The organism is Acidobacteriota bacterium (assembly GCA_016195325.1).
GTDB lineage: Bacteria > Acidobacteriota > Polarisedimenticolia > JACPZX01 > JACPZX01 > JACPZX01.
On record JACPZX010000036.1, the window covers coordinates 29,024 to 42,971 of the forward strand.

Consider the following 13,948-nt stretch of genomic DNA (forward strand, 5'->3'; position numbering starts at 1 on the left):
AATCCGCGCGCAACTCGAAGACCTCACCGTCAGCTCGAACGCCAGATCACTCGCCGGACCGGTAGAGCTCAGTTACTTCTCGCGCGCACTCGAAGGTTTGAACGTGATGTGATCCGCGTACGCCCTATCGGAGTAGCCAACCCGTCCCGCTTTCTTCAGCCTCGTTAGCGCTCTTCGAACATCCTCCTCAATTACATCCGCCAACCGAAGTCCCTCCAACACTACGTGGTCCATGCGAACCGTTCTCCCCGCGAAACGTGTTTCAAGATGGCCTACAAGAGCACCGAGATCAACCTTCGCATCGGTTACTTGTGACAGATCGAACAACTGGGGTTGACGGGTTCGAGCAACTTCTGCCTCCTGCCGGAGTTGACATTCCCGCGAACGCGCTTGAACGAATCTTGTCTTGGCCGCGGCCATCCCGGCGATGCTGTGACTCGTGAACACGAGGTAGTACAAGATTCGATCTCGTTCTTCGAACTGCAGTGGAAGCGCAAGTGCATGCACGCCGAGGGTCGAGAGCTTACCGAGATAGTGGTCGACGAGTGGACCAGCGAGATCACCACCCGTCGCGATGACTCGTCGAGCCACCTCCCGCCACTCCGTTCCGCCCATGAAGGCGTCGATCGCTTCAAGTCTGGCTCGCGCCCCCGGAGCTGTTTCGCGAGACAGGAATCCTGTCCACTTGTGAATGCTGTAGTACGGAAAGTTTATCAGCGTGTCAGTGAATCGACGACGAACGATTTCCGACACCACCGCAAATGGAGTCGGCGATGGCCCGAATGGGTCTATGAATACAAGGGAGAACCAATTGGTCGTAAAGTCGCTGACTATCTGTCGCGCCTGTTCCAATGTGCTGTTTTCGAACTTGACTTCTTCAAGCACGTCACACAATCCGGCGTCGCGGATTGCAGCTTCCGCGGTTCGGAGTTCACCCAAGTCATCGTTTACCAGTAGGGCTCGGGCTCGGACCGGACGAGCCTGCGACTTGGCGTACTGAACCAACTCTTTGAGCTTCTGCGGCCCAATCAAGGCTGAGCCGGATTCCGCAGCAGTGTCGCCCTCCAAGTGAGCGTCTGGGCTGAGATATAGACCTGACCCACAGCACGTGTCTACAAAACAGAGACGGACCTCGCCTTTGTTGCTGTTAACGATGATTCCACCCCAAGATGAAAGGTAGCCCTCGAGAATCCAGTGCTTCAGTCTGGTCGGGACTTTTTTTGGCGGGAAGAGGACCGGGTCGTCAAGCACTTGGCGGCCCAACCCCGACGGCTGGCATCGCATCCCAGGTCCGACCGTCCAGACGGCGACCCGCAGCTTTCTTTCCAACGCGGCGACCGCGGGCGTCGTGGGCTCCCCACTGCTTGAAGAAGAATGCAACCCCAGTCGCTTGGCAGGCATCACGGACGTCTCGAACCCACTTCGGATTCATGGGTCTCGCCCCCGGCCCACTCTCCCCACCAACGATGACCCAGTGGAGGGAACGCAACTGTTGGTTCGAGAGTCTCACAGGGCCCAATAGGGGCTCGACGGAAAGGAACCGAGTGAATGCCGGGACATTCCGCAGATCCCCTATTCGCGACGTCTGGGACTGATCTTCCACAGAAACACCGGCCCACACGTTTCGTGGCCAAAGCCGCCTTTCTCGAGCCTTGTCCAAGGAATACCTCGCCTCTGTCCACTGTACAAGGCGGACCGACCGTTTCGTCAGAAACTGGAATGTGTGGTGAGTGGCTTGCTCCATCACATCGAAAACGCTCTGGATGAATTCGTCGGGAACGTCTTCGTGAAAAAGATCTGACATCGAATTGACGAACACCATTCGGGAACGTCTCCAAGTGAGAGGAAGCTGGAGGCGCGCAGGCCACAGCGTCAGATCAAACCCCTGCTCGTAGGGATGACCCATCACGCCGCGGAATCGCTCCGCAAATCTCTCCGCGTAGCAGTTCTTGCATCCGGAACTGATTTTTGTGCAACCAGTGACGGGATTCCAAGTTGCGTCCGTCCACTCGATGCTCGAGTTGTTGGCCATGATGCGAGGGCTCCACGAATCAACTTCGTCCATTTTACGTGCTGCGTTGTGGCGAGTCACTCCTGAGAGCGGATGCTTCTCGTCGCAAAATGGGCTGAGCACTTCGACTTCAGCGCGGAGCGCCCCGGGGGTGATTCGGTCGCTTGCCATCCGTCGCCACCAAGGTCGGCCAAGTACGCGGCGAGATTCAGTGTTACGAGCGGTCACTCGTGCGGACGCGGCTTCGATCGGTTACTCTGGCCGTCGCCTTGCGCGGTCTTGCGCCCCTCGGGCCGGAGTGGCGGAATGGCAGACGCAGAGGACTCAAAATCCTCCGAGGGTCACCCCTCGTGTGGGTTCAACTCCCACCTCCGGCACCAGCGACTTCTCCGTAGCGGGCGGGCCGATCACGTCGTATGATGAGGTCCTACCCGCTTCAGCCCGCTCGAGAAGAAACCTGCGCCGTCGCGCGCAGCCAAGGAGAAATTCATGACCCGGACCAGAACGCTGTCACGCCTCGCTCTGCTCGCCGCCATCGTCGTCCTCGCCTCGCTCCCCGCTCTCGCGCAGTCGGGATCGCCGCAGCTCGATCCGACGAACAATTCGACCGGAACGGCCTACACCATCTCGATTCAGGGTTCGGCGAAGCCGCTCGATCCGTCGGCCGGCAAGGGAGCCACCGGCAAGCTCGTCGGGACGATGACGATCTTCCAGTCGGCGGCCGCGCCGGATTTCACGGCCGACATGCTCCTCGACACCAACGGTGACGGGAACCCGACGGCGCCCCTCACGTGCGACGGCTCCGTCGGATCGGGGCGCGTCGGCTTCTCCTGCCAGGGAGTGGCGGAGAACGGCGACGACGTCTTCATCATGGTGCTCGGGAAGGCCGTCAGCCACGCGGGGAAGGTGACGTTCCTCGCGGCCAAGGGGCTCGGCTTCACCGACAAGTTCAGCCTGACGTTCGTCTTCGCGGGGCAGCAGAACTAGGGCTCGCCCGCCTTTACCGCCAGGACGGCGAGAGACCTCAGGCACGCCTCGGGGGAGAGCATGAGCCACTGGCTCACCTGCTCCTGGGGCGTGCGCCGTCTCTCCGGCGACTCGATCCACTCCAGCGCGTCGCGGTAGAGCTTCACCCTCCCCTCGGGGATCGCCTCGCTCTTGTCGCGGTAGATCAGCGCGGCGAGAAGAAGCCGCAGCGGCGTCGAGAGGGCGGCCCGTATCGGCGCCTCGAACTCGAGCATCTGCCGGAAGCCCTTGACGTGGCTCTTGAGGCTGTCGATTCCCGATAGATATTCGGCCGCGTCGTCCCCGAGAGGATCGACGGGCTGGACCTCGAACCTCTTGAAGTCCCGGAGCTCGACGGCACCGCGGTAGGCCGCGGTGCGGGCGGAGGCGACGAAGCGGCACTCCGGGTGTGCCCGCACGAGGCCGGCGATCGCCGAGACGACGACGCGGGCGTCCTCCGCGTCGATCTCGTCGAGGCCGTCGAAGAGGAACAGGCACCAGCCGTTCGAGGCGGCCCTCAGGAAGTCGTTCCGCGTCCACTCGTACGGAGGGGCGGAGATCTCGCGCAGGATCCGCTCGGTCACGTGCCGCGCAATCCCCTGGACCCCGACCGTCCGCGCCACCCCCTGAAAGCTCTTCAGCGCGAGGACCACCGGGACGACGGGGCGGCTGCCGGCCGACTCGGCGACGCGGCGCGCCGCCAGCCACATGAGCGTCGACTTCCCCGATCCAGGCCCCCCGAGAAGCGCGATCCGCCGCGAGTCGGAGTCCGCGACGAGGTCGGTGAGCGCGACCACCCCGTACCCGGCCGGCCCACCGATCGGCGTGACGCCGAGGGGCACGTGCCGTCCGTTCGACTCCCCCAGCACGGGACCGGCTCCCGCCAGCGCGGCGCGGGCGCGCGAGGCGCAGCGCTCGCGATGCGCCTCGGCGGAGATCTGCAGGTAGCGCTGCCCGCTCACCACCCGCCTGAGGACGGCCGCCTGGAGCGACCGGGCCGCGGCATCCGTCGCCTTCGAGGCGGGCGGTTTCCCTGCGGGCGGCTCCTCGCGAGGCGCCGCCGGGGTCGTCTCCGGCGATCGGAACTGAATCAGCTTCATGTCGGCCTTCGGGAAAGAGGTTTCGCGGAGACTACCACAGGTTCATCGGGTTGCAAGAGCCCCTTGACAGCGCGGGCATCGCTTGTATACTTGCACCATCATGCAAATGAAAAGGCGGTCCGGCGGACGACGGGCGGGCGCGGCGGATCTCATCGGGAAGATCCCGCCGCGTCTCTTCAAGGCCCTGTGCGACCCGAACCGCATCGCCCTCCTCGGGCGCCTCGCCGAGTGCCGGCGCCCGTGCGGCGTCACGGAGCTTTCGGGATGCTGCGCAGTCGATCTCTCGGTCGTCTCCCGGCACCTCGCGACGCTGAGGGACGCGGGGATCCTGACGTCTTCGCGACGCGGCAAGGAGATCTACTACGAGGTCCGCGCGGCGGAGCTGGTCGGGACATTGCGCGCGATAGCGGACGCCATCGAAGGATGCTGCGGGTGCGGCCCGTGCGCTCCCGCGCCACGAACGTCGAAACCCGCCGGAAGGGGGCGTGCCTCGTCCGGCAGAAAGGAAAAGCCATGAGAGAGCAGGAGAGGGTTCGGGAGGACGTATCCAGGGCGTACGCGAAGGCCGTGACGGAAGGGTCGGGGTGCTGCGGCGGGGCGCCGAAGGGGGTCGCCGCGAAGATCGCAGGCTACGGGGACGCCGAGACCAGCGCCCTCCCCGAGGACGCGGTCGTCAACTCGTTCGGCTGCGGGAACCCGGTGGCGTTCAGCGGCGTCCGCGAGGGAGAGACGGTCGTGGATCTCGGGAGCGGCGCCGGCATCGACCTGCTCCTCGCCGGGAAGAGGACGGGGCCGACGGGCCGCGTCATCGGCGTCGACATGACGGACGAGATGATCGCGCGCGCGCGGCAAAACATCGCCCGCTCGGGGATGGCGCACGTCGAGGTCCGGAAGGGGATCATCGAGGAGCTTCCCGTCGAGAGCGGGACGGTCGACTGGGTGATCTCGAACTGCGTCATCAACCTCTCCCCCGAGAAGCCGAGGGTCTTCGCCGAGATCGCGCGCGTCCTCAAGCCGGGCGGACGGATGCTCGTCTCGGACATCGTCGTCGAGAAGCTCCCGGAGTGGGCGCGCGGCGACGCGGCCGCGTACGCCTCGTGCATCGCCGGGGCGATCTCCGAGTCCGAGTACGCCGCAGGGCTCCTCGAGGCGGGGCTCGCCGACGTCGAGGTCCGGGCGCGGCTCGTCTATGACCGGGACCAGATCGAGGGGCTCGTCACGTCCGATCTCGACGCGAGCGACCCCGTCATGACGCCGCCTTCGAGCTGCTGCGGCCCGTCGTGCGAGTCGACCGCCGGCAGGCTCGCGGCCGAGGCGGAGGGAAATGTCCAGAGCCTGACCTTCTACGCGAGGAAGCCGCTGGCGTGAGTCTCCGGAAGGATTGCGGTACCATGGAACCTTTCCACCCGGTCGATCCGTAACGAGAGCCTCGTCGCGGCGGTCCTCCCCGCGCGGCGCCGGAGACTGTGGACCGCATGATGGCCTGTGCGACGTGCGCGAGCGAGATCCCCGAATCGAGCCGGTTCTGCCTCTCGTGCGGCATGCCGACCAGCGGATCGGGATCCGACTCGCTCACCCCCACCCGCCTCGCCCCCGCCGAGCCGGCGGCGCGCCGCACGCCGGCCGGACCGGCCGGGGTGAGCCGGGCCCACACGAACGTCGGCCCGAGCGCCCTCGCCCAGTCGTCGGTGGATCACGGCCGGTTCACGCCGGGCGAGATGGTGGCGGACCGGTACCGGGTCATCGAGCAGATCGGCAAGGGGGGGATGGGCGAGGTCTACCGCGCCGACGACCTGAAGCTCGCGCAGCAGGTCGCGCTGAAGTTCCTCCCCCCCGCCTTCGAGAGCGACCCGAGCCGCCTCGAGCGTTTCCTTGGCGAGGTGCGGATCGCCCGGCAGATCTCCCACGCCAACGTCTGCCGCGTCTACGACGTGGGCGAGGTGGACGGCCAGCACTTCCTCTCGATGGAGTACGTCGACGGCGAGGATCTCGCAACCCTCCTCAAGCGCATCGGCCGCTTCCCCTCGGAGAAGGCGACCGAGATCGCGCGACAGATCTGCGCGGGGCTGGCCGCCGCGCACGACAAGGGGGTGCTCCACCGCGATCTGAAGCCGGCCAACGTCATGCTCGACGGGCGCTGCAAGGTGCGCATCGCCGACTTCGGGCTGGCGGCGCTCGCGGGGGAGATCGACGGGCGCGAGGTGCGCGCGGGGACCCCGGCGTACATGGCCCCCGAACAGCTCTCGGGAAAGGAGGTCACGGTCCGGAGCGACATCTACTCGCTCGGCCTCGTCCTCTACGAGCTGTACACGGGCAAGCCCGCCTTCAGCGCCGACACGATTCCCGATCTGCAGCGCCTCCAGACCGAGACGACCCCTGCCAGCGTCACCAGTCTGGTCCAGGAGTGCGACCCCGCCGTCGAGCGCGTCATCCTGAGGTGCCTCTCGGCCGACCCCGCTCTCCGACCGGCCTCGGCCCTCGCCGTGGCCGCGGCGCTGCCCGGAGGCGATCCCCTCGCCGCGGCCCTCGCCGCCGGCGAGACCCCGTCTCCCGAGATGGTGGCGGCTGCGGGAGACGCGGGGGGGCTGAAACCGAAGGTCGCGTGGATCTGCCTCGGCCTCTTCGTCGCGTCGCTCGCCGCGGGCGTCTTCGCCACGCGCCGGGAGGAGCTGTTCCACAGGGTCCCGTTCACCAAGACCCCCGACTATCTCGTCGAGCGCGCTCACGAGATCCTGAGGAAGATCGGCTACACCGATCCTCCCGCCGACAGCAAGCGCTTCCTCGGTACGGACGGCGAGTACCTGGACTACGTCGCGAAGCACGACAGCGGCCCGCGGAAATGGGACGCGCTATCGAAGGGACAGCCGAGCGCCGTGGCGCTGATCTACCGGCAGAGCCCGCGCCTCATGGAGCCCCTCAACCGCATCGGCGTCGTCGGCGACAACGATCCCCCCCCGATCCTCTCGGGAATGGCGTCGGTGCAGGTCGACACGGAGGGCAGGCTCATCCACTTCGCCGCGGTCCCACCGCAGAAGGACGAGTCCGAGGGACCGTTCCCCGACCCCGACTGGAAGACGCTGCTGGCCGAGGCCGGCTTCGACGTGGCGAAGGTGACGCCCGTGAGGTCCACGTGGGCCCCGCTCTCGTTCGCCGACTCCCGCGCGGCGTGGGAGACTCGCTACGACGGCATCCCCGACCTGCCGGTCCGCATCGAGGCGGCGGCGTACCACGGGAAGCCGATCTACTTCGAGCTCCTTCACCCGTGGACCCGCCCCGCCCGGATGGAGGCGGCCGAGATCCCCAAGGGGGTGCAGATCGGCAGCGTCGTGAGCGTGATCTTCCTCCTCTCGGCGCTCGTCGGCGCGATCTACTTCGCGCGGCGGAACATCAAGAGCGGGCGCGACGATCGGAAGGGAGCCTTCCGGTTCGCGCAGTTCGTCTTCCTGGGGGTCCTCGCGACCTGGGTCCTCTCGGCGGATCACACCGCCTCGGTCGCGAAGGAGTTCTCGGTTTTCCAGGTGGCGCTCGGGCGCGCGGCCTTCCCGGCCGGGATCGCATGGCTTCTCTACGTCGCGCTCGAGCCGATCGTGAGGCGCCACTGGCCCGACAGCATCATCTCGTGGACGCGCCTGCTCGCGGGAAGGTTCAACGACCCGATGGTCGGGCGGGACCTCCTCCTCGGCGCCCTCCTCGGGACCTCGATATCCCTGGCGGCGACGCTCCTGAGGCTGAGCCCCGAATGGTTCGGTATGGCGGGGCCGAAGCCCTCGGTGAACGCCCTCGACGTCCTCCTCGGGCCCTCTCACCTGCTGACGGAGACGCTCGTCGTCTCCCTGAACGCGACCCTCCAGGCGATCATCCTCCTCTACTTCATGGTGACCGGACTGGTCTTCTCGAGAGGCAACTGGAAGACGAGCATCGCCGTCTTCTTCACTATCGGCACCGTGATGGAGTACCTCTTCAACCAGACCGGCATCCTCGTCGCCGACGTGGGCCTCGCCCTCGTCATCTCGGCGGCCATCACCTTCGCGCTCGCGCGCCTCGGGCTCTTCGCCCTCATCGTGACGATGTTCTTCCTGACGTGGAACGCTCCCGTCCCGGACGCGCGCGCCGGTTGGTACGACGGCACGGCCTACTTCGCCCTCGCGATTCTCGTGGCGATCGCCGCGCACGGCTTCTACCGCTCGCTCGGCGGCCAGCCGCTCTTCGGCGCGCGCCTGCCGGAGGCGTGAGCGCGACGTGGGCTCGTCCGACCGACCCGACGCGTCACCCGGCGCGGCGGAGTGGTACGAGGCGCACGCGAGCGGCGTCTTCCTCGAGGCGTGCTACGGCAGCGCCCCTCCCCGGATCCGGCGCGCCCTCGAGCAGGAGATCGCGTTCCTCGAGAGCGCCCTCCCCCGCACCGGAAGAGTCCTCGAGGTCGGCTGCGGCGACGGGCGGCTCCTCGAGTCCCTCGGAGCCGGACCGAGGCGCCTCACCGGCATCGACTTCCTCGAGTCCTACCTCCACCAGGCCGTGCGGGCGAGAAAGCTCGCGGCAAGCACGGGGCTCACCGCGGCGAGCGCCGGGGATCTCCCCTTCCCGGATCGCTCGTTCGACGCGCTCTACTGCGCGCAGAACACCCTCGGCCTCCTCGGCGATCTCAAGGAGCGGGCGCTTCGCGAGTTCGCGCGCGTGATCCGGCCGGGGGGGATCGCGGTGATCGTGGTCTACTCCCCCGACTCCCTCGCGCCGAGGGCCGAGTGGTACACCGAGATGCACCGGCGCGGCGCCATGCAGCCCATCGACTGGGCGCGGTCGGGCCCCGAGCTCCTCATCACCGGGGACGGCCACGGCTCGGAGTGCTTCAGGCGGGAGAGGCTCGAGCGGCTCTTCAGGGGGGCCGGCCTGGAGCCTTCGGTCGAGCCCCTCGGCGAGATCTACTGGGCGGTGCGCGCCCGCAGGTAGTCGAGGCTCCGCGCAAAGGGGCGCAGCGACAGAGCGAGCAGCGCCGACGCCGACAGATAGGCCCCGCACCCCACGATCGCGAGCGACCACCCCACCGCGCGCTCGTCGCCGAAGACCCTGTCGGTGAGAAGGGCGACCGCCGTGGGCCCGAGCCCCAGCCCGATCGCGTTGACCGCGAAGAGGTAGACCGCCGACGCCTGGCCTCGCATCGAGTTCGGCATCATCTCCTGGATCGCCGCCGGGGCGACCCCCCACACGACGCTTCCGAAGAACATCGTCGGCACGAGCAGGGCGAGCGCGGCGGTCGCCCCCGGCGCCAGGGGGAAGAGCGTGGCGAAAGGAAGGCACGCGAGGGATGTCATCGCGGCGACGCGAAGGTTCGCGTCGCGCCGGCCGCGCGCCGCGAGGCGATCGGCGTAGCGGCCTCCGGCGATCACGCCGGCGCTCCCCGCGAGGAGCACGACCGCTCCGAAGGCGAGCCCCGCCTCGGCCGGGCCGAGGCCGTACCTCCGCGAGAGGAACGCCGGCGCCCACGCCGTGATCGCGTACCCGCCGAGGGCCATGAGCGCGCACCCGAGGTTGTGGCAGACGAGGGTCTCCGCGTTGGCCCGGAACCACTCCGACACGTCGCGGACGGTGGCGCTGCCGCCGCCGGTGTCCCCCCGCCGCGCCGGCTCCCTCATCGCCAGGACGAGCGGCGCGAGCGCCAGCCCCGGGAGCCCGACGGCGAAGAAGACCGTCCGCCACGACGCCGCGAGCCCGACGATCGTGCCGCCGACGACGAACGCGAGGCCGGCGCCGACGTAGATCCCCGTCGAGTAGACGCCGAGCGCCGTCGCCCGCTTCCGCGCCTCGAAGGAATCCGCGATCAGAGAGTACGCCGCCGGCGCGAGCGCCGCCTCGCCGACGCCGACGCCCATCCGGAGCGCGAGCATCTGCGGAAAGGTCGTCGCAAGGCCGCACGCCGCGGTGAAGAGGCTCCACGCGGCGAAGCCGAGCGCGACGATCCACCGCCGGCTCCGGGAGTCCGCCGCGCGGCCGAGGGGAATCCCGAAGAAGGTGTAGAAGAGGGCGAAGCTCGCCCCCATCAGCAGGCTCATCTGCGTGTCGCTGATCGCCAGATCCCGGCGAACCGGCTGGACCAGGAGCGACAGGATCTGGCGATCGACGAACGAGAAGACGTAGACGATCGTCAGGACGCCCACGAGGGACCAGGCGCGCCGGGGCGGCGGGTAGGGGGGATCCGGTTCAGGCGCCAAGCCGGAACCGCTCGTGGAGCACGCACGCGCTCATCAGGATCATCAGCACCTGATCGACGGCGACGCGCGATCCCTCGTCCATCGCCTCGAGATCGTCGAGGAGGGCGACGACCTTCGTCCTGTCGAAGAAGGGAATCGAGGCGAGGACCTTTCCGCGGAGCATGTCCTGCATCAGCACGTTGAGCTTGCGCGACGGGTTGAGCGTCGCCGGAGGGGAGAGGAACGGGTGCTTCTGCCGGTTGTAGACCGTGTCCGTGATCACGGGGCGGGCCGCCTCCCTGAGGACGAACTTCTCGGTCATGCCGCGGATCTTCATCGCGACGGGCTGGCTGCGGATCACCTCGACGAGGTGGTGATCGAGAAACGGGACGCGCCCCTCGATCGAGTGCCCCATCTCCATCCGGTCGCCGAGGACGCAGAGGATGTACGACGGCAGGGCGGTCTTCGACCAGAGGTAGAGCGACTGGTGGACCGGGTCGCGGCCCCGGAGCTGCCCCCTCACGTCGATGTCGTCGAAGAGGGAGCGGAACCCCTCGCGCCCGTGAAACGCCGCCAGGTACTCGGGGGCGAGAAGGGCCTGCATCTTCCGGGAGCGGGCCGAGAAGGTCTCGATCCACGAGGGGACGTAGCCGAGGAGTCGCTGCACCCCGGTGAGCGATCCCGTCTCGCCGTGCGGCAGGAGGAGACCCCTCGACACGGGGTTCGCCGTCTCGAGATCGTGGAGGAGCCCGCGCACCGTCGCCGGGTCCTGCCCCTGCGAGTTGTGCAGGAGCATGTCGCGGCGGAAGTGCGCGTAGCCGCCGAGGATCTCGTCCGATCCCTCTCCCGTCAGGACGACCTTGTACCCGGCGTCGCGCACGGCGCGGCTCAGCAGGTACTTCGCGACGCCGTGTGCGTTGACGCAGAAAGTCTCCGACTGGAAGGTGGCGTCGGCGAAGCTGTCGGCGAGATCGTCCTGGCGTATCGCGATCGGATGGAATATCGCCCCCGCCCTCTCCGCCATCTCGCGCGCGATCGCCTCCTCGTCGTAGTCCGCGCGATCGAAGGTCAGCGTGAAGGCGCGGATCGGCTCCGCGTGGTGCCGCGCCGCGAGGCCGAGCACGGAAGCCGAGTCGAGGCCGCCGCTCAGGTAGCAGCCGACGGGGACGTCGGCGCGGAGGCGGATCTTCACCGACTCGTCGAGGGCGGCGCGGAACTCCTCGGCGTACTCCCGATCGGGGCGGTCCGCCACGGCGCGATCGGCAGTGGGGAAGTCGAAGTCCCAGTAGCGGTAGAGCTGCATGCGCCCCGATCCGCTCACCAGCGCGTAGTGTCCCGCCGGGACCTGGTACACACCCTCGTAGAGGGTGCGGGCCTGGTGGCCGCCGAGATCGACGGAGTTGTAGAGCGACTCGGCGTCCCACCGCGCCGGGATTCCCGCGGCGAAGAGGGCCTTCACCTCGGAGGCGAAGTAGAGCTTCCCCTCGTGGCGCGCGAAGAAGAGCGGCTTGATCCCGAAGCGATCGCGCGCGGCGAAGACCGTGCGGCTGGATTCGTCCCACAGGATGAAGGCGAACTCGCCGCGGAGCCGGTGAAGGCACTGGGCCCCGAGGTCCTCGTACAGGTGCAGCGCGATCTCGCTGTCGGAGCGCGTGCGAAGGCGATGGCCATGCTCCGTCAGCTCGCGCTGGATCTTCTCGTAGCCGTAGAACTCGCCGTTCACGACGATGTGCGCCGTCCCCTCCTCGTTGGCGATCGGCTGATCCCCCGTCCGGAGGTCGATGATGCTCAAACGGGCGTGGCCGAGGGCAGCGCGGCCGTCCGGCGAGATGAAGTGGCGCTGTCCGTCGGGGCCGCGGTGGTGAAGCGCCTGCGTCGCGCGCGAGAGTGCGGCGGGGTCGACCGGGGAGTCGTGCGAGAAGATTCCTACGATGCCGCACATGCCGTCACACCTTCAGGAGGCACCAGTCCTTCGTCATCGGGACGGAGCTCATCGGGACGCCCGTCTTGAGGGTGACGAGGACGCAGTCGGAGTGGTTGTAGCCGAAGCCGTTCTCCGGATCGTAGAGCCCCGGCTCGTTGCTGAACATCATCCCCTCCTCGAGCGTGGTGAAATCGCCGAGGGCGAGGTAGGGGGGCTGGTGCCCCTCCATCCCCTGGCCGTGGCCGGGGCGGTGGTAGATGTACTTCTGCATCCCCGCCTTCACCTGGTAGTCGTGGACCGCCTTCGCGACGTGGGAGCACGCGACCCCAGCGGCCGACTGCTCCTGCTGGATGCGGCACGACTCGGTGTGCGCCTCCCACACCTTCTCGCGGTGCGCGTCCCACGGCCCGAGCTGGTACGCGCGGTACAGCTCGCCGCCGTAGCCGCCGACCTGCACGACCCCCGAGACCTGGAGCGAGTCCCCCTTCTTCACCTTGTTGTAGTGGAACTGGTTCGGGTGGGGGTACGCGGTGCCGATGCCGGTGCGAACGCCGATGTCGACCGAGACGCCGACCGCCGTGTGCGGCCGCTCGTCGCGCTTGATGTCGGCCAGGATCAGCCCCGTCCCGTAGGTCATCGTCTCCTGCGCGATCTCGTAGTCGATGAGGTCGGTGCCGCGCGCGAGGATCAGATCGCGGGCGAAGGCGTGGATCCGGTCGAAATAGTTCATCGCGCGCTGCGTCAGCGCGATCTCCTCCGGAGTCTTCACCATCCTCATGTTCATGCAGAGGTCGTCGATCTTCCGCAGCGACGTCTTCGGGCAGACGTCGGCGATCGTCGCCTTCGGCCGCTCGTCGTACGTGGCGTCGTGGCCGACGGTCTTCCCGTCGTAGCCGCGCTTGCGGATTCCCTCCCACATCCAGCGCGTCAGGTCGACCTTGTCTCCCTCGACGACCTTCCCCTCGTTCGGGAACCCGCCCTTCGCGTGCTGGATGTCGAAGTACGACTCGCGGTCCTGGATCCACCACGAGGCGACGAGGTCGCGATCGAGCCCCGGGTGGAACCAGGTGAGATCGAGGCCGTCGGCGGGGATGAGGATCGCGAAGGGGCGTTCGGTGGTCGTGTGGAAGAGGCCGGTGAAGTAGATGATGTTCCAGCGATCGGTGAGAAGCGCCGCGTCGACGCGGGCCTCTTTCAGCTTTGTCTGTAACCGCGCGATGTTCGATTTGTACCAGGCCTGGTCGAGCCGATCGTACGTGGCGGGCGTCGGATGGTCCGGGCGGGGCTTGAGCAGCTTCTCCGACTCACTCGCGCGCGCCGGCTTCGCCGCGACGTTCTTCGACGCGCCCGCCGGCTCGGCCGCCCCCCACGCGGGCAGAACGAGAGCGCTCGACGCCACCGCCGCTCCCAGGAACTCCCTTCGGCTCGACCTTCGCTTCATCGTCATGCGCCGCCTCCTCTTGTTCTTCCCGCGGCCCTGGCGGGCGAAGCGGGCATCGTACACGAACCGGCGCGACGTTGACGAGGCACCGCCCGCCATCGTCTCATGGCGGCGTGAGCATTCTCTTCGGCCTCCTCGTCGCGGCCCTCGGCTGGACGACGGTCACGCGGGCCTTCCATTTCACTGACTGGTCCGTCATCGACTACGTGAACCTCCCCTTCCACGAGGGGGGACACATCTTCTTCTCCCCGTTCGGCACCACGCTCCACATCCTCGGGGGGA

The 13,948-nt window shown here is 67.8% G+C and carries 12 protein-coding genes and 1 tRNA gene; 7 read left to right on the forward strand and 6 right to left on the reverse strand.

Features of this window, described 5'->3' with window-relative positions; translation table 11 throughout:
- Positions 1-72 precede the first annotated feature (72 nt).
- On the reverse strand, positions 73-1,251 hold the full coding sequence (gene tcmP / locus HY049_08400; protein ID MBI3448918.1) for a three-Cys-motif partner protein TcmP: 1,179 nt from the start codon (positions 1,249-1,251) through the stop codon (positions 73-75).
- Complete coding sequence (locus HY049_08405; protein MBI3448919.1) at positions 1,244-2,032, reverse strand: phage Gp37/Gp68 family protein; 789 nt, start codon at positions 2,030-2,032, stop codon at positions 1,244-1,246. The genes tcmP and HY049_08405 overlap by 8 nt, the downstream gene beginning before the upstream one ends.
- A gap of 271 nt (positions 2,033-2,303) precedes the next feature.
- Here HY049_08405 and HY049_08410 point away from each other — a divergent pair.
- Positions 2,304-2,391: transfer RNA gene (locus HY049_08410), tRNA-Leu, on the forward strand.
- 109 nt (positions 2,392-2,500) lie between these two features.
- Positions 2,501-2,998: a hypothetical protein gene (locus tag HY049_08415; GenBank protein ID MBI3448920.1), complete on the forward strand. Its 498-nt coding sequence runs from the start codon at positions 2,501-2,503 to the stop codon at positions 2,996-2,998.
- Here HY049_08415 and HY049_08420 read toward each other — a convergent pair.
- Positions 2,995-4,116, reverse strand: coding sequence for an NACHT domain-containing protein (locus tag HY049_08420; protein ID MBI3448921.1), 1,122 nt, complete (start codon positions 4,114-4,116; stop codon positions 2,995-2,997). The genes HY049_08415 and HY049_08420 overlap by 4 nt on opposite strands.
- Before the next feature lie 100 nt (positions 4,117-4,216).
- On the opposite strand from HY049_08420, the gene HY049_08425 reads away from it, so the two are divergent.
- The 4 genes from HY049_08425 to HY049_08440 all read left to right on the forward strand — a co-directional run bounded on the left by HY049_08425 (position 4,217) and on the right by HY049_08440 (position 9,063).
- On the forward strand, positions 4,217-4,633 hold the full coding sequence (locus HY049_08425; GenBank protein MBI3448922.1) for a winged helix-turn-helix transcriptional regulator: 417 nt from the start codon (positions 4,217-4,219) through the stop codon (positions 4,631-4,633).
- Positions 4,630-5,484, forward strand: coding sequence for an arsenite methyltransferase (gene arsM / locus HY049_08430; protein ID MBI3448923.1), 855 nt, complete (start codon positions 4,630-4,632; stop codon positions 5,482-5,484). Before HY049_08425 ends, arsM begins: the two co-directional genes overlap by 4 nt.
- A 107-nt stretch (positions 5,485-5,591) precedes the next feature.
- Positions 5,592-8,348, forward strand: a complete 2,757-nt coding sequence (locus tag HY049_08435) for a serine/threonine protein kinase (GenBank protein MBI3448924.1) — start codon at positions 5,592-5,594, stop codon at positions 8,346-8,348.
- A 7-nt stretch (positions 8,349-8,355) separates the two neighbouring features.
- Positions 8,356-9,063, forward strand: coding sequence for a class I SAM-dependent methyltransferase (locus tag HY049_08440; protein ID MBI3448925.1), 708 nt, complete (start codon positions 8,356-8,358; stop codon positions 9,061-9,063).
- On the opposite strand, the gene HY049_08445 is transcribed toward HY049_08440, so the two are convergent.
- From HY049_08445 to HY049_08455, 3 genes are read right to left on the reverse strand one after another with little or no spacing between them, the layout of a single operon-like run.
- A complete protein-coding gene (locus HY049_08445) occupies positions 9,036-10,322 on the reverse strand; it encodes an MFS transporter (GenBank protein ID MBI3448926.1) in 1,287 nt (428 codons plus the stop codon). The genes HY049_08440 and HY049_08445 overlap by 28 nt on opposite strands.
- Positions 10,312-12,243, reverse strand: coding sequence for an asparagine synthase (glutamine-hydrolyzing) (asnB, locus tag HY049_08450; GenBank protein MBI3448927.1), 1,932 nt, complete (start codon positions 12,241-12,243; stop codon positions 10,312-10,314). The genes HY049_08445 and asnB overlap by 11 nt, the downstream gene beginning before the upstream one ends.
- 4 nt (positions 12,244-12,247) lie before the next feature.
- A complete protein-coding gene (locus tag HY049_08455) occupies positions 12,248-13,672 on the reverse strand; it encodes an aminopeptidase P family protein (protein MBI3448928.1) in 1,425 nt (474 codons plus the stop codon).
- A 107-nt stretch (positions 13,673-13,779) separates the two neighbouring features.
- Between HY049_08455 and HY049_08460 the strand changes: the two genes are divergently transcribed.
- On the forward strand, positions 13,780-13,948 hold a 169-nt coding region (locus HY049_08460; GenBank protein ID MBI3448929.1), incomplete at its 3' end, for a hypothetical protein.